The 17,127-nt window shown below is 60.9% G+C and carries 13 protein-coding genes; 3 read left to right on the top strand and 10 right to left on the bottom strand.

Going from position 1 to position 17,127, the window contains the following annotated elements:
* Positions 1 to 115: 115 nt before the first annotated feature.
* The 5 genes from AB4Z20_RS24795 to AB4Z20_RS24775 form a co-directional block, all read right to left on the bottom strand.
* Complete coding sequence (locus AB4Z20_RS24795) at positions 116 to 940, bottom strand: arylamine N-acetyltransferase family protein (protein WP_442090786.1); 825 nt, start codon at positions 938 to 940, stop codon at positions 116 to 118.
* A gap of 117 nt (positions 941 to 1,057) precedes the next feature.
* Positions 1,058 to 1,852, bottom strand: a complete 795-nt coding sequence (xth, locus tag AB4Z20_RS24790) for an exodeoxyribonuclease III (protein ID WP_442090784.1) — start codon at positions 1,850 to 1,852, stop codon at positions 1,058 to 1,060.
* A 69-nt stretch (positions 1,853 to 1,921) separates the two neighbouring features.
* Positions 1,922 to 4,498, bottom strand: a complete 2,577-nt coding sequence (locus tag AB4Z20_RS24785; protein ID WP_442090782.1) for a bifunctional diguanylate cyclase/phosphodiesterase — start codon at positions 4,496 to 4,498, stop codon at positions 1,922 to 1,924.
* 205 nt (positions 4,499 to 4,703) lie between these two features.
* Positions 4,704 to 6,275, bottom strand: coding sequence for a sensor domain-containing diguanylate cyclase (locus tag AB4Z20_RS24780; RefSeq protein WP_258690756.1), 1,572 nt, complete (start codon positions 6,273 to 6,275; stop codon positions 4,704 to 4,706).
* A 375-nt stretch (positions 6,276 to 6,650) separates the two neighbouring features.
* Positions 6,651 to 7,310 (bottom strand): ribonuclease T2 family protein, encoded by a 660-nt coding sequence (locus AB4Z20_RS24775; protein ID WP_442090779.1) that lies wholly within the window; start codon positions 7,308 to 7,310, stop codon positions 6,651 to 6,653.
* A 178-nt stretch (positions 7,311 to 7,488) separates the two neighbouring features.
* Here AB4Z20_RS24775 and chrA point away from each other — a divergent pair, with 178 nt between their 5' ends.
* Positions 7,489 to 8,847, top strand: a complete 1,359-nt coding sequence (gene chrA, locus AB4Z20_RS24770; RefSeq protein ID WP_258690754.1) for a chromate efflux transporter — start codon at positions 7,489 to 7,491, stop codon at positions 8,845 to 8,847.
* Here the strand turns inward: chrA and arsN2 are convergent.
* Positions 8,844 to 9,275 (bottom strand): arsenic resistance N-acetyltransferase ArsN2, encoded by a 432-nt coding sequence (arsN2, locus tag AB4Z20_RS24765; protein WP_442090777.1) that lies wholly within the window; start codon positions 9,273 to 9,275, stop codon positions 8,844 to 8,846. The genes chrA and arsN2 overlap by 4 nt on opposite strands.
* A gap of 135 nt (positions 9,276 to 9,410) precedes the next feature.
* Here arsN2 and AB4Z20_RS24760 point away from each other — a divergent pair, with 135 nt between their 5' ends.
* Positions 9,411 to 9,899 carry a hypothetical protein gene (locus tag AB4Z20_RS24760; protein ID WP_442090775.1) on the top strand — a complete coding sequence of 163 codons (489 nt, stop codon included), beginning with the start codon at positions 9,411 to 9,413 and terminating at the stop codon, positions 9,897 to 9,899.
* Positions 9,900 to 10,106: 207 nt separating this feature from the next.
* Here AB4Z20_RS24760 and AB4Z20_RS24755 read toward each other — a convergent pair whose 3' ends face one another.
* Together AB4Z20_RS24755 and AB4Z20_RS24750 are read right to left on the bottom strand one after the other, a co-directional pair.
* A complete protein-coding gene (locus tag AB4Z20_RS24755; protein ID WP_253473016.1) occupies positions 10,107 to 11,330 on the bottom strand; it encodes an MFS transporter in 1,224 nt (407 codons plus the stop codon).
* A gap of 524 nt (positions 11,331 to 11,854) precedes the next feature.
* Complete coding sequence (locus AB4Z20_RS24750; RefSeq protein ID WP_442090773.1) at positions 11,855 to 12,904, bottom strand: NAD(P)-dependent alcohol dehydrogenase; 1,050 nt, start codon at positions 12,902 to 12,904, stop codon at positions 11,855 to 11,857.
* A 186-nt stretch (positions 12,905 to 13,090) separates the two neighbouring features.
* Between AB4Z20_RS24750 and AB4Z20_RS24745 the strand changes: the two genes are divergently transcribed.
* A complete protein-coding gene (locus tag AB4Z20_RS24745) occupies positions 13,091 to 14,008 on the top strand; it encodes an AraC family transcriptional regulator N-terminal domain-containing protein (RefSeq protein WP_442090771.1) in 918 nt (305 codons plus the stop codon).
* A gap of 143 nt (positions 14,009 to 14,151) precedes the next feature.
* On the opposite strand, the gene AB4Z20_RS24740 is transcribed toward AB4Z20_RS24745, so the two are convergent.
* Both AB4Z20_RS24740 and AB4Z20_RS24735 read right to left on the bottom strand, forming a co-directional pair.
* On the bottom strand, positions 14,152 to 15,666 hold the full coding sequence (locus tag AB4Z20_RS24740) for an amino acid racemase (protein ID WP_442090769.1): 1,515 nt from the start codon (positions 15,664 to 15,666) through the stop codon (positions 14,152 to 14,154).
* A 10-nt stretch (positions 15,667 to 15,676) separates the two neighbouring features.
* Positions 15,677 to 16,972 carry a dicarboxylate/amino acid:cation symporter gene (locus tag AB4Z20_RS24735; RefSeq protein WP_258690747.1) on the bottom strand — a complete coding sequence of 432 codons (1,296 nt, stop codon included), beginning with the start codon at positions 16,970 to 16,972 and terminating at the stop codon, positions 15,677 to 15,679.
* Between the last annotated feature and the right edge of the window lie 155 nt (positions 16,973 to 17,127).

The following is a 17,127-nucleotide window of genomic DNA, read 5'->3' as shown; positions in this document are numbered from 1 at the left end:
ATTCCCTGTTTTTTGTTATGGGCACACTGTATTCAAAACTCAGGACAAATGTCCATAGAGTTGTATACAACTTGTTGCCATACCCAGGAACAGGTTCCCCCGGCCAACAGCTTCTCTATGGCTGGAGCACCCCCACGATCGCCGGCCGCAACAGCTCGCGCGGCGGTACGCGCAGGCCAAACTCTTGTTCGAGCAAGTCGATCAACTCATCGGCATCGGCGATCACCCGGCGTTCGCTCTCCTGCCCTATCCGGTGCACCGCATAGCTGTTGCCGTTCAGGGTCTTGCGCAACCCGTCACCGGTGCGTGCAACCATCAACCGGCCCATGAACGGGGATTCCGGGTGGCTGCAGACGTACCAATTACCGAGGGTGTAGTCGATGTCTTCCTGGCGTTGCAGATCGAACAGGTACATTGGCCGCCATTCGTCGGCGACGTTGGCGCGCAGCAGGTAACCGTCCGCCTGGGTTTCGATGCGGTACGACTCATGGGGGGTGGTTTGGGCATCACGGCTGTCCAGCAGCAACGGCGCAGTGGGCACCATGCCACCAAAGCCGACGTCGGTGATGTAACGCACGCCGTCGAACGTCACCAGGCTCAACCGGTGGGTCCGGGCCGCCCAAGAGCCTTCAGGCGCGTTCATCACCACGCGCCCGGTGATGCCGCGGGCGTCGAAACCCAACTCCAGCAACAACGCCAAAAACAGTTGGTTGAGTTCATAGCAATAGCCGCCGCGTCCTTGCTCGAACACTTTTCGTTCGACCGATTCAAGGTCGATGGGCACGGGTTGACGCAGCAACGTCGACAGGGTTTCAAAAGGGAACTCGGCGGTATGGCGCCGTTGCAGTTGACGCAACGTGTCGAGGGTCGGCGCTGGGGGGGCGTCGAAACCCAGGCGCCGCAGATAGCGGGCCGTGTCGATCAGTTGGGGATGACTCATGAGGGGTGTCCTTTTCCGGGGTCGGCGCTGCGCTCACGACAAGCGCACTGTTGTAGGGCGCCAGGTATAAGGCATTCCCCTCACAGAGACAACAATCGACCGGGGTGCCTTCCCTGGTCACCGCCGCTTGCGTGACGCCAGCCGGATCCAGGTGGGTGCATGGTCACTGGGGTGGGGTTGGTTCCGGACCCAGGCGTCCACGCCGGCCTCGCTCAGGTAGGCGCTGGCCGCCGAGTTGAGCAGCAGGTGATCGATGCGCAGCCCGGAGTTTTTCTGCCAGTGCTGGCGAAAATAATCCCAGAAAGTGTAGATCCGCTCCTCCGGATACAGGTGGCGCAACGAATCGGTCCAGCCCTGGTCCAGGAGCCGCTGGTAGCACGCGCGGCTTTCTGGCTGCAACAGCGCATCCTTGAGCCAGGAGCGCGGGTTGTAGATGTCCATGTCGGTGGGTACCACGTTGTAGTCACCAGCCAGCACCACAGGGTGATCGCTGGCCTGCAACCCTTGGGCGTATTCGATCAGCCTCTCGAACCACGCCAGCTTGTAGTCGAACTTGGGACCCGGTTGCGGGTTGCCGTTGGGCAGGTACAGGCAGCCCACCAGCACGCCATGCACCGCCGCCTCCAGATAGCGACTGTGGCTGTCGTCATCCCCGCCGGGCAGACCTCGACGGCTCTCCAGCGGCTGCGCGTCACGGGCCAGGATCGCGACGCCGTTCCAGGACGCCTGCCCATGCCAGGTCGCCCCGTACCCCACCGACTCCAGCTCCGCCGCCGGGAAATCCTTGTCCACGGCCTTGAGCTCCTGCAAACAGGCAATGTCGGGCTTTTCCCGCTCCAGCCATTCCAGCAGGTTGGGCAGCCGGGCCCGGATGCCATTGATGTTGAAGGTCGCGATCCGAAGGTTTTTCATAGCGCCAGAACTCGAAATGCCAAGTCACAGTTGTGACCGGCAACCGGACGTAGAGGTTGCAACAGGTCTTCAGGAAGCCGTTTTCGGCAGGGGCTGGCCTTTCTCTAACAAGTGCGCAAAGGCTTGCTTGTCGATCGGCCGGCTGAGTAAATAACCCTGCACTTCATGGCATTGGTCCGAGCCCAATGAACCTAGCTGGGCCAGGGTTTCCACGCCCTCGGCAGTCACCGTCAGCCCCATGGCCTTGCCCAGGTTGATGATCGCCTGCACCACGGCGCGATCATTGCTGCTGTTGCTCATGGAAGCAATGAAACGCCTGTCGATCTTGATGCCATCAAATGGATAGGTGCGCAGATAACCGAGGGACGAATAGCCGGTACCGAAATCGTCCATGTTCAAGCGCACGCCCAGTTCCTTCAGGGCATTCATGACCTGCAGAGCGCCATCAACGTCGTTGAGCATCACGTTTTCAGTGATCTCCAGCTCCAGGCGACTCGCCGGGAAACGGGTTTCGATCAACACCTGTCGCACATCCTCCACCACATCGCTGCGCTCGAACTGCGCCGGTGACAGGTTGACCGAGACCATCAATTCTCCCGGCCAGGTCAGTGCGGTTTCGCAGGCCTCACGCAATACCCAACGCGAAAGCGGGACAATCAGGTCGGTTTGCTCGGCCAATGGAATAAACGTGTCGGGGGCCAACAAGCCCTGGGTTGGATGCTGCCAGCGAACCAACGCCTCGACCGCCACGATCTCCCGACCGTCGACGGTGTAGCGCGGCTGGAAATGCAGGACGAATTCGTTGTTTTTCACGGCCTGGCGCAGGTCGCTTTCCAGTTGGCGGCGATGCTGGATCTGATCGTTCATTTGCGAGGCGAAATAGCACCAGGTTTTCTTGCCCTCGGACTTGGCCTGGTACATGGCAATGTCGGCGCAGCGGATCAGCTCACCAGGCACATAACCCTGATGGTGGCTCAGGGCGATACCGATACTGGCGCTGATGTGCAACGAATGGGTTTCGTAGAGGATCGGTTGCTGCAGGCTGTCGATCAGCCGCCCACAGAATCGATCGATCTCAGTGGTATTGTCCATCCCGCTGAGCACCACCACGAATTCGTCTCCCCCCAGGCGCGCCACCAGATCTTCTTCGCGGGTGCTGTCGCGCAGCCGCCGGGCCACTTCCAGCAACACCGCGTCGCCGGCCGGGTGGCCGAGGGAGTCGTTGATCGGCTTGAAATTGTCCAGGTCCACCATCAGCAACGTCAGGGGGGCGGAATGCTCCTTGGCCACCAGCGCATCATCCAGGTGTCGCGCCAGCTTGTTGCGGTTCGGCAGGCCGGTCAGCGCATCGTGCATCGACAGGTGCTGAACCTGGGCATGGGCGGCCACCTCATCGGTGATGTCGCTGGCGGTGCCGCGATAACCCACCACCTCGGCCTTGTTGTAGATCGGGCGTGCCGACACCCGACAGAAGCGCAGTTGCCCGGAATAATCACGGTAGGAGCAGCGCAAGCTGTTGGCGTTCTGCTCCTCCGTCAACTTGATCAACCAGAGGGCAATCGGCGTGGTGTCGCAATACAGCAGTTGCTCGATGTCCTGCCCCAGCCATTGCTGGTCGGAAAAACCGGTGACCGTATTGAAACGCCCCGACAGATAAGTGATGTGCTGCTGCCCGTCGATTTCCCAGATCCAGTCGGAAGCGGCTTCGGCCACGGCCCGAAAGCGCTCCTCGCTGGCCTCAAGGGCGTGCGCCGACCGTTCCAGGCTGTCGTAACTGGCGTCCACATGCCGTGCCGTGCGCAATGCATAGCGAAAAAAGTAAGCGGTCAGCAGGGCCAGGATCAGCAGCGCCCCACCCAGCGGCGGCACCAGGGACCAGAGCAATTGCAGGCCCGGGCGCTCCAGACGAGACACCAGGCTGAAACCGGTATTGTCCAGCGGCACGGCCGGCTGGCCGGGCTTGAGCTCGGTGTCTTTCTTGAGCTTCAAATCGGTGAGGCCATAACTCTTGCCCAGTTTGCGCAACTTGACGGGCGTCAGTTGGTCGACGAACAGCAGGACCGAGGTGTTTTTGGCCTCGACCTGGGACCGTTCGTCATTGGGCGTAATCACCGATGCGTTGACGATAGCCGGCCAGCCCTCGAACAATGTGTAGCGGACCATGGGTATCGTCAGGTCGGGCTGCGCCTGGAGCTGGTCCATCAGGTCCGTCAGCGGCGCGTCCATATAAACCGCGGTATCCGCTTGGACATTGAGCCCGCGTACCACGGCATATTTGGTGCGTAGCCGATCAATGACAAACAACCCCTCGTATTCATCATTGGTGAACAGGGTCTTGCCCATGTTCTGTTCGGCGTAGGCCCATTGCACATCGACTTCACCGTTGAGGTGGTCATAGGCCGTGGTCCAATAGGCATAGCTGGTGATGTAGTTTTTCGAGGCGGTAATGCGATTCTCGAGGGCGCGCTCGGTATAGAAATGCGTCTTGCGCAAGTCCTCCGCGTCGAGCTTTTGCGCAATGTTGAACAGCGCGGCAATCGCCACCAGGACGCCCAGGACAAACAGCCCCCCGACCGCCACGACCAGGCGATGGGTAATCGGTGTGTGACGCGCGGAGCGTGAAGGGGTATCAGCAGTGGAATCCATTGACCTACTCCTGTCCTTTCAACGCTGGCTTCACTATCGAGAACGGAGAGGACCGAGCCAGTCGTCTACCCAACCTTAGCACCCACTGCCTGATCAGTTGGCAAGCCCACGGTTTTTTGCGAAAGAGACTACACACCGCTTGAAGTTCGCCAGCGCAATGCCTCAATAGTGGACCGGGGCAGACTGCCGATGATTCCACCCGACCTCAACGATCCGAGCGCGCCAGCGTATCGAGCCCGTCGTCGGTCGATAACACCGCCACCCGGTTGCGGCCGCTGTGCTTGGCCTGGTAAAGCGCCGCATCGGCCCGCTGGATGAAGACTTCGATGCTGTCCTGGCCGCTGGGCACAAAGGCATAGCAGCCCAGGCTCACCGTGAGGTAGCCGGTCGGGGAGCCGGAATGGGTGATGTGCTTGTCGATGACGCTGCGGCGGATCTGCTCGGCCAACGCCATGGCCCCCGAAAGATTGGTGTCGGGCAACAGGACCGCGAACTCTTCGCCGCCATAACGCACCGCCAGATCGGCCTTGCGATGGCAACAGTCCTTGAGCACCTTGGCCACTTCCGCCAGGCAATGATCCCCGGCTACGTGCCCATAGGCGTCGTTGTAGCGCTTGAAGAAATCGATATCGAGCATGATCAGGCTCAAGGGGCTGCGCTGACGCGCCCCCCGGCCGAACTCGATGTCCAGGGCCCGTTCGAACAGGCGTCGGTTCGCCAGCCCGGTGAGGCTGTCATGGGTGGCAATCAGCTCCAACGCCTCCTGAGCCTTGCGCAAGTCCGCCTCGATCCGTTCGCTGTTACGTACCTGGCGCACGAATACCCAGCCGAACAAGCAAATGCCCAGCACCACCAGGCCGACAATGAGACTGGATTGGAAAGCCCTGTCATGCCACCCCGACAGGATCGCCTCTTCGGACACCGCGGCGGTGACCACCAGCGGATAAGCCTCTAAATGTTGGTGCCCATACAGCCTGACGACGCCATCGATGGTTGATCGGATGACTGCATCGCCGGCCATCACGTTTGCCGCGTCATGCTTGAAGATATTCTCGTCACCCAGCGGATGACCGATCCGCGCCTGATCGAAAGGTCGACGCGCCAACAGTGTCCCGTCAGACAAGGCCAGGGCCATCTCGCCTTGATCATCCAGATTGAAGCTCCTGAAAAACCGGTCGAAGTACGACATTTTGATGCCGGCCATCAACACGCCTTGGAAGTTGCCATCCTGATCGTTCAAACGCCGGGAAACGGGAATGATCCATTCGCCGTTTTGCCGGCTGCGGATCGCCGGGCCGATATGAGCGATCAAGGAGGCATTCTGTTGGTGGAAAGTAAAATAATCCCGATCCGCCACCCCTGCGCCCCTGTGCAGGATGTCAAAAGAGGTCACCACCCAGTGGCCGTGCTTGTCGAACAGGAACAGACCATGCAATTGCTCGAGCGATTGCACACGGCGGGCAAAAGTTTGCTGCAAGCGTGGTTGTACGGCGGCGCCATAGCCATCGACCTGGATCCAATCAGCCAGACTGGCCAATACCAGATCAGCCTGGAGGAAGGTGTCCTGGGCCTGCTGGGCCATGGCCCGGGCAAGGGTCGCCGAAGCAACGCGGGCCGACTCCAGGTCGTGGCTGCGCGATTGCTCCAGTTGCAGGTAAAGCAGACCGCACAGGCACAGGCACACCGTCGCGATGAACGTAACCGCTGCCTTGAGCAACGGCAGGCGCTTCAAGGCACCGCCAGGGGCATGGAAAGGATCGAAAATAGGGATAGGCAAGCGAATTCCTGAAGGGGGCAAAACATGAGCGAATTCGCTCAAAGCCCCCGATATTCGTGAGCTTAGCCTACCGCTTGTGAGGCGGCAATTTGCCTGTGCAGCAGAGCCGATGGGTGGCTGCAGTGGATCCAAAAACTCGCCTGCCAGCCGATAAAAACGTCCTCTTCAGAACGAGGAAATTCCCCGTGTAGGAGCTGCCGAAGGCTGCGATCTTTTGATTTTGATCTTTCGCTTGGGATTCAAGTGTCTGGGGAAAGATCGCAGCCTCGTTGCACTCGACAGCTCCTACACAGCTCCTACAGCGCAGCCGAGCGGGAGCAAGCTCCCTCGCCACGGGTGTACGGATCGGAGACAGGGGTCAATGGGTTGTGGCTCTCACCGTACCGGCGGCACCCGGATCTCCCCGGCCCGGCATTGTGTCCTGACGCCCCTGCCACACGCGGCGAACGCCAGGTCCTTGTCCATGCACACCCGCACTTCCGACAGTTGCGGCCCGCTGCAAATCACCGCAATGCCGTCAGGTGCGATGCCCGGATTGCTTTGGCGGAACAGCCGGATGATTTCATCTGCCTCGAAATAATACGAGGAATTGAACGGTTGCAACTGCGGTGGGATTTTCACCACGCCCAAGGCTTTGTCGGCAACCTCCAGGTAGCCCATGGCACCCAGGCCACTGCAAGTGCCGTGCTTGGACCATTCATGCGCCATCAACTTGCGGGTGGGAAACAAGGTCAGGCCCTTCTTCTGCTCCGCCGCCGTCAACGGCACCTGGGGGGCACAGGATTGCGGCCAGCCGCCCCGGGTGTATTGCGGCCAGAGGCCATGGAGCACAAAGCCGTAGCCCTTGCCGGAACACTGCGCATCCTTCTGGTGAGTCAGGCAGAACGTCGGTGACCAGGACAGCACCAGCAAGTAGTAATCGAATACCCCAGCCACAGATTGCGTCCGTGCGTAGCCGGATTCGCGGGCATTGGCCGCACCCATGGAACCCAGTGTCAGTACGATCAGCACGACAATGGCAAGACGTTGTTTCATTGACCCACTCCTTGGGGCGATTGTGCGAAAGCGGGATGCTCGGGCAATGATAGTTTCAACCTTGTGTGTCAAATCCTGAAGGGCTGTTTTTTACAAGCAAACCTTGCCGAGGGGCTATCTAAATTACGTAACGCCCCATAACGTAGATCGCCTTTGACTTTTACGTGCCCCGTCGCCCATGAGCAAACCGACCCGAACCGATGACGAACAGCCCCTGACCCGACCCGACGCCGTCAGTCTGCGCGAGGCTTTCTGGTTCTGGCTCAAACTGGGCTTCATCAGCTTCGGCGGCCCTGCGGGGCAGATCTCGATCATGCACCAGGAGTTGGTGGAGCGCCGACGCTGGATTTCCGAACGACGATTCCTGCATGCCCTTAATTACTGCATGTTGCTGCCTGGGCCAGAGGCCCAGCAACTGGCCACGTACCTGGGCTGGCTGATGCACCGCAGTTGGGGCGGGATCATCGCCGGGGCGTTGTTCGTACTGCCTTCGCTGTTCATCCTCATCACCTTGTCCTGGCTGTACGTCGCCTTTGGCGAAGTGCCGGTGGTGGCGGGCATTTTCTACGGCATCAAGCCGGCGGTAACGGCAATCGTGGCGCATGCCGCCCACCGGATCGGCTCCCGCGCACTCAAGAACAATTGGCTGTGGGCGATCGCTGCGGCGTCGTTCACCGCGATATTCGCCTTCAACGTGCCCTTCCCGCTGATCGTGCTGGGTGCCGCCGTCATCGGTTACCTGGGCGGTCGCTGGGTACCGGGAAAATTCAGCCTGGGCGGCCACGATGACAAGCACCAATCCTTCGGCCCGGCATTGATCGACGATGACACCCCGCCTCCGGACCACGCCCGGTTCAGCGCCTTCAGGCTCGCCCGGCTGGCGATCATCGGGGCCCTGTTGTGGGCGTTGCCAATGGGCCTGCTGACTGCAGTGTTCGGCTGGGAAGGCACGCTGACGCAAATGGCCTGGTTCTTCACCAAGGCTGCATTACTGACGTTTGGCGGCGCCTATGCGGTTTTGCCCTACGTGTACCAGGGCTCCGTCGGACACTTCGGCTGGCTGACGCCGACACAAATGATCGACGGTCTGGCGCTCGGCGAAACCACGCCGGGACCGCTGATCATGGTCGTGGCCTTCGTCGGTTTCGTCGGGGGCTACGTGATGCAGGTGTTTGGTCCCGAACAGGCGTTTCTCGCCGGGGCCGTCGCAGCCACGCTGGTGACCTGGTTCACGTTCCTGCCCTCGTTCCTGTTCATCCTGGCCGGCGGCCCGTTGGTGGAATCGACGCACAACGCGCTGAAATTCACCGCACCGCTGACTGCGATTACCGCGGCGGTGGTCGGGGTAATCCTCAACCTGGCGTGCTTCTTCGGTTACCACGTACTCTGGCCCAATGGTTTTGCTGGTGCCTTGGACTGGCCGTCGGCAATCATCGCAATCGCAGCGGCCATTGCGCTGTTTCGCTACAAGCTGGGGGTGATCCAGGTGTTGCTGGCGTGCGGGCTGGCTGGGCTGGCGGTGCACTTGCTGCGCTAGACGAGGCGTTTGCTCAGGTACGTCGCCGAAGCCGGGCACAAGGTTTTGAATTGGGCCGTCGCACCGATCGAAGCAGGCGCCAGCGAGCGGTCCCGCGCCTGATAGCCCTGGCCGGTAAAAAACGCGGCGGCGCTGTCAGTCAGCAGATGGAGCTGCTCTACACCCTCACGTTTCGCAAACGCCTCGATAGCGGCCAACACCGCTGCGCCAGCACCCTTCCCCCGCTGCCCCTCGAGGACAACCAGTGAGCGCAGCAACCGGTCAGCCCCCTCCCCCTCGATACCAGCAAACGCCACATCGACGCCTTGGTGGCTGAAGCTGAAAAACTGTCGACCGGGATACGCCAGGTCGTCGACGGGTAGACCGGCCAGGGTGAGGGCATCGCGCAAGGGTCGCAGGTCGTTATTGCTCAGTATTCTCATGTGCATGACTTGCTCCTCGTAAATTGTTCCGGCGCTCGTCATCGTACCGAAACTCAACAACACGCCACCCCATGACCCAGCGCAAATGATCACCCCAGCCCATCAGCTAAGCTCAACCTATCATCACGACAGGGAATCGACATGAGCAAGGCAGACGAGCTAGCGGCCAAACTGAGGAAAGCCCAGCAAACCCGCGCGGATACCGACAACTGCGCCGACCTGGCGATCGAGCACTGGCCCGCCCAGGTCTACGAACTGTATCGCCAGATCGAAATCTGGCTGGCGCCCGTGTGCGAGGCGGGCCTGGACATCCGGCGCAACCCCACCCATGTATTTGAAAGTCATTCCAGCGGTTCGACGTACAGCTACGCCATCGATCAATTGGTGATCGAAGGCAATCATCACCGCATTTCATTCGACCCGATTGCGCGTTTCTCGTCCAAGGGAGAGGGCTGCATTGAAGTCCATGTGAAGGGGCAGGAACACTGCATCGTGCGCTCACTCGGCGAACATGGTGAATCGCTTTGGCATATCCAGGCCCTGCGCCAGACCGGGCAACCGCGTCTTGAACTCACCATGCTGGACGAGGACACCTTGCTCACGCTGGTAGAGCAAGGCCTGGGGCTTTAACGCAAATGGGCGACCCTTGAGGTCGCCCATTTCGTTGGAGAACCCACTAGAACTGCGGCGCTGATTCGACGGTTGGATCGCTCCCTGGCACCGGTAGCGTCAGTTCCTCCACCGGCCTTCCCACGAGTTTATGCAAGGCATTGTCGATTTCGTCAGCCGCACCTTGCGCGTATCGGGTATCCGCCCAGCTCCAGTACGGATCGAACATCAGCCCGCCGAGCCATAGGGCGCTGCATCCGTAGTCGATGAAAACTCCCGGAGCGCTGACCGAGCGGCCAGCACCGCAAGAACAGCGGCAACGCCCAACACCGCCGCACTGGTTTCAAAGGTCGCGCGATAGCCACTCAGGTCGAACAGAAGGCCACCCACTGTCGCGCCCGCGGCGATGGCGAGCTGGACGATCGCCACCATCAGACCGCCGCCGGCTTCGGCATCTTCCGGCAGCGTTCGCGAAAGCCAGGTCCACCAACCTACGGGCGCCGCCGTGGCCACCAGGCCCCAGAGGCCGAGCAGGAGGGTCGTGATCGTGACCGACCCACCGAAGCCCACCAGGGCAATGGCAATCGCGGCCATCAACAGCGGGATGACGATGAGCGTCCGATAGAGGTTGTTTTTCAAACAGGCGCCGATCAGGAAGGTGCCCAGCAAACCCGCCACACCGATCACCAGCAGCATGAAGGACAGCATGGAAACGCTCACCTGTGTCACCGTTTCAAGGAACGGGCGCAGGTAGGTGAACAACATGAACTGGCCCATGAAAAATGTGCTGACCGCCAGCATGCCCAGCGCGACCGGTGCCCGGGCCATCAACTTGAAGACATTGGTGCTGCCCTGCTTCGCCTGCGAAGGCATGGAAGGCAGGCGTAACAGCAGCCAGACCAGGGCGATGGCGGCGACGGGCACGATGCAGAAAAACGCGCCACGCCAACCGATGATCGCCCCCAGGAAACTGCCCAGCGGCGCAGCGACCACCGTCGCCAAGGCATTGCCGCCATTGACGATGGCCAGTGCCTGCGGAACCTGATCGTCCGGCACAAGCCGCATGGCCGTGGCCGCCGACAGCGACCAGAAACCGCCAATCGCCACGCCGATCAACGCGCGACCGAGCATGAATACCGGGTAATTCGGCGCGAACGCCACCACGGTGCCAGAAACGATCATCAGCAAGGTCAGCCCCAGGAGAAGCCATTTGCGATCGACCCGGGCGGCGATCGATGCGATGAACAGGCTGGTGATCAGGGCAAAGGCGCCAGAGACGGCAATGCCTTGGCCGGCCTGCCCTTCGCTGACGTGAAGATCGGCCGCTACCGGCGTCAGCAAGCTGACTGGCATGAACTCCGAGGCAACGAGCACAAATGCGGCGAGAGCCATGGCAAGTACCGCGCCCCAGGCGGGCTGGAGTTGTGGTTTAGGTAATGAGGTATCGGTCATTGGACAACAATCCTGTGTTTCTTGTGTGGGAGCGAGCTTGCTCGCGATGACGGCGGCACATCCAACATCACCGTCTCAGGCAGACCGCTATCGCGAGCAAGCTCGCTCCCACAGTTTTGAATGGGGGTGTTCATGCATTCGTGCCTGCCACCTATTCCCCTGTGGGAGCGAGCTTGCTCGCGATGACGGCGGCACATCCAACATCACCGCCTCAGGCAGACCGCTATCGCGAGCAGGCTCGCTCCCACAGTTTTGAATGGGGGTGTTCATGCATTCGTGCCTGCCACCTATTCCCCTGTGGGAGCGAGCTTGCTCGCGATGACGGCGGCACATCCAACATCACCGTCTCAGGCAGACCGCTATCGCGAGCAAGCTCGCTCCCACAGTTTTGAGCGGGGGTGTTCACATATTTCCTGCACGCCACACCTCCCCCTGTGGGAGCGAGCCTGCTCGCGATGACGTCGGCACAGCCAACATCACGGCCCCAGGCAGCCCCCTTTCGCGAGCAACCCGGTGGCGCTCTATCAGCCGACCAAGGTCGCGTTATCGATCACGAAGCGATACTTCACATCGCCCTTGAGCATGCGTTCGTAGGACGCGTTGATCTGCTCGGCCCGGACCAGTTCGATGTCGGCGACGATGCCATGCTCTGCGCAGAAATCGAGCATCTCCTGGGTTTCGGGGATGCCGCCGATCATCGACCCGGCGAGGGTGCGTCGCTTCATGATCAGGTTGAAGACATTCGGCGAAGGATGCGCAGTTGCCGGGGCGCCCACCAGGGCCATCGTGCCGTCGCGCTTGAGCAGCACCAGCAGCGCGTCCAGATCGTGAGGGGCCGCCACGGTGTTCAAGATGAAATCGAAAGTCTTGGTGTGCGCGGTCATTTCTTCAGCATTGCGCGACACAACGACCTCGTCGGCCCCCAACTGCCTGGCATCCTCGCGCTTGGACTCGGACGTGGTGAACGCCACGACGTGAGCCCCCATCGCATGGGCGAGCTTGATGCCCATGTGACCCAGCCCCCCAATGCCAACCACACCGACTTTCTTGCCCGGCCCGACGTTCCAGTGGCGCAGCGGCGAATAGGTGGTGATGCCTGCGCAGAGCAGCGGCGCGACGGCGGCAAGCTGGGCTTCGGGGTGACGAATGCGCAACACATAGCGCTCATGCACCACGATGTTTTGCGAATAGCCACCCAGCGTCCAACCGGGCTCATCCGGGGTTGGGAAGTTGTAGGTCCCGATCATCCCGTCACAATAATTTTCCAGGCCGCTGTCGCAGTCGTCACAGTGCTTGCAGCTGTCGACGATGCAGCCAACGCCCACCAGGTCGCCGGTCTTGAAGCCGGACACATGGGCGCCCACCGCCGCGACCCGACCGACGATTTCGTGGCCCGGTACGCAAGGGAACTGGGTACCCGCCCACTCGGCACGCACCTGGTGCAGGTCCGAATGGCAGATACCACAAAAAGCGATGTCGATCTGGACGTCGTGGGCGCCCGGCGTGCGACGAGTGATCTGCAGGGGTTCAAGGGGCTTGTCGCCCGCGTGGGCGCCATAGGCTTGTACACGCATCAGAAGACTCCTTGCTGGATTGAATGAGGTTGTATCTTCAGGGTTCAGCCCGGCCGACCGGTAGTGCATTACGCTGAGATGCTTGCCTGATCCTATGAGTGTTTCTATTGCGTATAGGCAGCGCTTCGCTTGGCGAGTTAATGTTCTGCCTATAGCGCTTGAGCTCAGATGACACCCGGACCCGACATGGCCATCCAACGCAGATCCGTACAAGAGACTCTGGCCGCCATCATCGGCGCCCGGACCTCACACCCGGGCGACTTTGAAACGCCCATCGCCGGCCTCGTCTTCTTCCGGCGTGACGCCCCGGCGCCGCCGGTGACTTGCATGATCGAACCGAGCATCGTGCTGGTGGTTCAAGGCGAAAAGCAGGTCTGGATCGGCGGCGAAGCCTATGGCTACGACACCGGGCGGTTCCTCATGACCTCCCTGGACATCCCGGCCAATTCCGAGGTGATGCAGGCCAGCCCGGAACAGCCCTGCCTGGGCCTGGTTCTGAGGCTCGACTTGCGCATGGTGGCCGATCTGATCGCCCAAGGCAGCCTGTCACCGCCGCGTGATCGAGCAGTCGGGATCGGCGCGGGAATCGGCACCGCAACGCCGGACCTGCTGGAACCGTTCGCGCGCCTGCTGGGGTTACTGGATGAGCCCGAAGCCATCCCCATACTGGCGCCGTTGATCCAGCGCGAGATTCACTACCGGCTGCTGCTCAGCGACCAGGCCGCCCGACTGCGGCAGATCGTTTCGGTCGATAGCCAAGGCTACCGGATCGCCAAAGCCATCGACTGGTTGAAATTGAACTACACCGAACCCGTGCGCGTAGACGACCTCGCGGCGCGGGTGCAAATGAGCGCGCCGACGTTTCACCACCACTTCCGACAGCTCACGGCGATGAGCCCGCTGCAATACCAGAAGTGGCTGCGGTTGAACGAAGCAAAACGCTTGATGCTCAACGAGCACGTGGATGTGGCGAGTGCGGCCTTCAAGGTGGGCTATGAAAGCCCTTCCCAGTTCAGCCGCGAATACGCCCGCTTGTTTGGCGTGCCGCCCAAGCGGGACATTGCGGCGCTGCGCGGGCCGGCCAACCACATCAAGGCGGTTTGATTGAGCCAGGCTTGATTCAGTGTGGCCTGATTCATTGTGGCGAGGGAGCTTGCTCCCGCTGGGCTGCGGAGCAGCCCCTTTTTGTGAGCGCTTCGCACTCAAGCGGGAGCAAGCTCCCTCGCCACAGGGGGCCAATTTTCACGTCAAATCGCAGCAACATCCTTCAACGTTTTCAGCACGCTCATCGGCTTGTCAGCCTTCTGCGCCAACGCCACACACTTCAACGCCAGAATCATCGTCGGATCAACCAGCGCCACCCTGTGCCCATTGATATCCAACGCCTCGCAATGCGCCAACACCAGCGGCAACTCCGTACACCCCAGGATCAACACCCCCGCCCCCAGCTCGCACAAATGCTCGGCCGCCAGCAACAGCTGCTCCTTGCAGAGTCCCTGCGTGAAGCCAGCCTTGATACCCCGCGGTCCATAGATGGCGTCCATGACCATCGCCTGGTAATCGACACCTGGCGTGAGGACCTGGAGCCCGGCATGGCGCGCCGCCTGGTGATAGACCTGGCTCTGCACCGTACCGGAAGTCGCCAGCAGGCCAATCGCCTTGCCCGAACCATAGGTCCGCGCGATCCACTCCACCGTCTCGCTCAACATGTTCACGATGGGCACCCTCAGGTGCGCCTGGATCCGCTCGACGAAGGCATGGGCGGTGTTGCAGGGAATCGCAATGGCGTTGGCGCCGGCACTTTCGAGACGTTTGCACGTGGCATACATCGCCATCGTCGGGTCGGTTTCATCGCGCAGCAGGTTGGCCGTCCGGTCCGGTATCTGCGGGTTTTGCTCGACCACCATCTTGATGTGGTCCTGGTCCTTTCCCGCCGGGGTATTGGCCACCACCTTGGCCATGAAGTCCACCGTGGCGGCAGGCCCGACGCCTCCCACGATGCCCAGTTTGAAAGGTGGGCGCCTGGGCTGCTGGTCCAGCGTAGCGAAGTCGGCGTAGATCTCATTGACGTCCAGCACGGTGATCCCGCGACGCTGCAAATCGGCACAAACCAGGGACAGCTCGGTCATGCCGGGCAGGATCACCGTCGCACCCTGGGCCTGCAACGAGAGGCACGCCTGGTAGACCGCTTCAAGCGGCACGCCTTCGAGATGACCGTCCTTGATGCCGTTGAGACCGTACATCGCCTCCATCAACCCCGCTTGAGCGTCTGCGTCGGGGTAAACAATCTGGAAGTCTTTGCCGAAATGTCGCTCGAACAATCCGCAATGGCGCACGAAATCGGAGGCGATCACCCCTAACGTCGTCTGGGGCAGCACCGTGTGGCTGACGTGCCGGGTCAAGGCGGCCATCATGTCCAGCACGGGAATGCTCAACTCCTCCTCGATTTCGGCGCGAAAGGTATGGCTGGCAAAGCATGGGAGCATCACCGCATCGAAGCCACTGTCCTCGAACGACTTGCACACCTGGAACACATAGAACTTACGCGACGTCATGCTCGCGCCCTGGTCCAACGGCAGCAGCACGTCCTTGAAGGGGTGCTGTTCGAACAGGAAATGGTAGCGCCCCTGATCCTCGAGCACCGCCCGGGACTTGACCAACTTGTAGAACAGATCGCCCCCGGCCAGTGACCCAAGCCCACCGACGATGCCCAACTTGCGCACCACAGAAGCCTTGTGACTCGACTGCGCTTTAGCCTTCATGAACGTCTCCTCAAGCCACCGGCACCGGCTCGGATCGCGACCGAACCGGGGCATGTGCGCCCTCGTCCTCGTCGGCCTCTTCCTGTGGTTCGGACTTGGCGACCACCGCCGTCGCAATACTGTTACCCACCACGTTGGTGGCGGTGCGGGCCATGTCGAGGAACTGGTCGATGCCAATGATCAACAGCAGCCCCGCCTCGGGAAGATTGAACATCGGCAACGTGGCCGCGACCACGACCACCGAAGCCCGCGCGACACCGGCCATGCCCTTGCTGGTGATCATCAGCGTCAGAAGAATCAGCAACTGCTGGGTGAAACTCAAATCAATGTTGTAGGCCTGGGCGATGAACAGGATGGCGAACGCCTGGTACATCATGGAACCGTCGAGGTTGAACGAGTAACCGAGGGGCAGCACGAAGCTGGACACGCGTTTGGGCGCGCCAAACTTCTCCAGCGCCTCGATGGTTTTCGGGTAGGCGGATTCGCTGCTGGCGGTGGAAAAAGCCAGCAGAATCGGTTCGCGAATGAGCTTGCCGAGGTGAAAAACCGAGCGGCCGAGAAACAGGTAGCCAGCGCCGAACAGCAGCGCCCAGAGAATCATGATCCCCAGGTAGAACTCGGCGATCAGCTTGCCGTAATCCACCAGCAGGCCAAGCCCTTGGGTGGTAATGGCCGAGGCGATGGCGGCAAACACCCCAATCGGCGCGAACGCCATCACGTAGTCGGTGATCTTGAACATCACCTTCGCCAGCTCTTCGATGGAATCGGTGATCCGGGTGTAACCCGCCCGTTTCACGCCGGCCAGTGCAAAGCCGAAGAACAGCGAAAACACCACGATCTGCAGGATCTCGTTGTTGGCCATCGCTTCGGCAATGCTGCGCGGAAACACATGGCCGATGAACGCCTTGAGGCTGAAGTCACCGGTGTTGACCGGCACGGCGGCCGTTGCGTGCTGGGCCACGTCCATGTTCAACCCGGCACCGGGTTGAAACAGATTGACCAGGCCCATCCCGATCAGCAGCGACACGAGTGAAGCAGTGACGAACCAGGCCATCGCCCGAGCCCCGATCCTGCCAACGGAACGGGAATTGCCCATGCTGGCGATACCGCCCACCAACGTCGCGAAGACCAGGGGCGCGATGATCATCTTGATCATGCGCAGGAAAATGTCAGTGACCATCGAGAAGTAACCGGCGATCTCTTTGGCACTTTGCTCGCTCCCTGCGAAATGGTGACACGCCCAACCAACAAGTACGCCCAGGGCAATGCCCATTGCAATTCGACGTGGGAGCTTATTCTTCTTCACGGTGCTGTCCTCAAGTAGTTCTTGGAGTTTTTTACTTGGCAAGATCGATTCTAAGGAGCGGATCCGGAAGGATGATGAGTAATCCAGCTAACCCCATGCGCTTTTGGAATAGTTAGTAAAAGGCCGCGCTGGGCCGGGGGATTGCGCAGTAAAAT

It is taken from the genome of Pseudomonas sp. KB_12, from assembly GCF_052114545.1.
Taxonomy (GTDB): domain Bacteria; phylum Pseudomonadota; class Gammaproteobacteria; order Pseudomonadales; family Pseudomonadaceae; genus Aquipseudomonas; species Aquipseudomonas brassicacearum.
Note: the sequence above shows the minus strand (reverse complement) of the source record. Positions and strands in the feature narration are given on the sequence as shown.

Coding starts and splice junctions, on each gene's coding strand:
- chrA (WP_258690754.1), top strand. CDS start 7,489: ATGAGCAAACCGACCCGAACCGATGACGAACAGCCCCTGACCCGACCC.
- AB4Z20_RS24745 (WP_442090771.1), top strand. CDS start 13,091: ATGGCCATCCAACGCAGATCCGTACAAGAGACTCTGGCCGCCATCATC.
- AB4Z20_RS24755 (WP_253473016.1), bottom strand. CDS start 11,330: ATGACCGATACCTCATTACCTAAACCACAACTCCAGCCCGCCTGGGGC.
- AB4Z20_RS24760 (WP_442090775.1), top strand. CDS start 9,411: ATGAGCAAGGCAGACGAGCTAGCGGCCAAACTGAGGAAAGCCCAGCAA.
- AB4Z20_RS24775 (WP_442090779.1), bottom strand. CDS start 7,310: ATGAAACAACGTCTTGCCATTGTCGTGCTGATCGTACTGACACTGGGT.
- arsN2 (WP_442090777.1), bottom strand. CDS start 9,275: ATGCACATGAGAATACTGAGCAATAACGACCTGCGACCCTTGCGCGAT.
- AB4Z20_RS24740 (WP_442090769.1), bottom strand. CDS start 15,666: ATGAAGGCTAAAGCGCAGTCGAGTCACAAGGCTTCTGTGGTGCGCAAG.
- AB4Z20_RS24785 (WP_442090782.1), bottom strand. CDS start 4,498: ATGGATTCCACTGCTGATACCCCTTCACGCTCCGCGCGTCACACACCG.
- xth (WP_442090784.1), bottom strand. CDS start 1,852: ATGAAAAACCTTCGGATCGCGACCTTCAACATCAATGGCATCCGGGCC.
- AB4Z20_RS24750 (WP_442090773.1), bottom strand. CDS start 12,904: ATGCGTGTACAAGCCTATGGCGCCCACGCGGGCGACAAGCCCCTTGAA.
- AB4Z20_RS24795 (WP_442090786.1), bottom strand. CDS start 940: ATGAGTCATCCCCAACTGATCGACACGGCCCGCTATCTGCGGCGCCTG.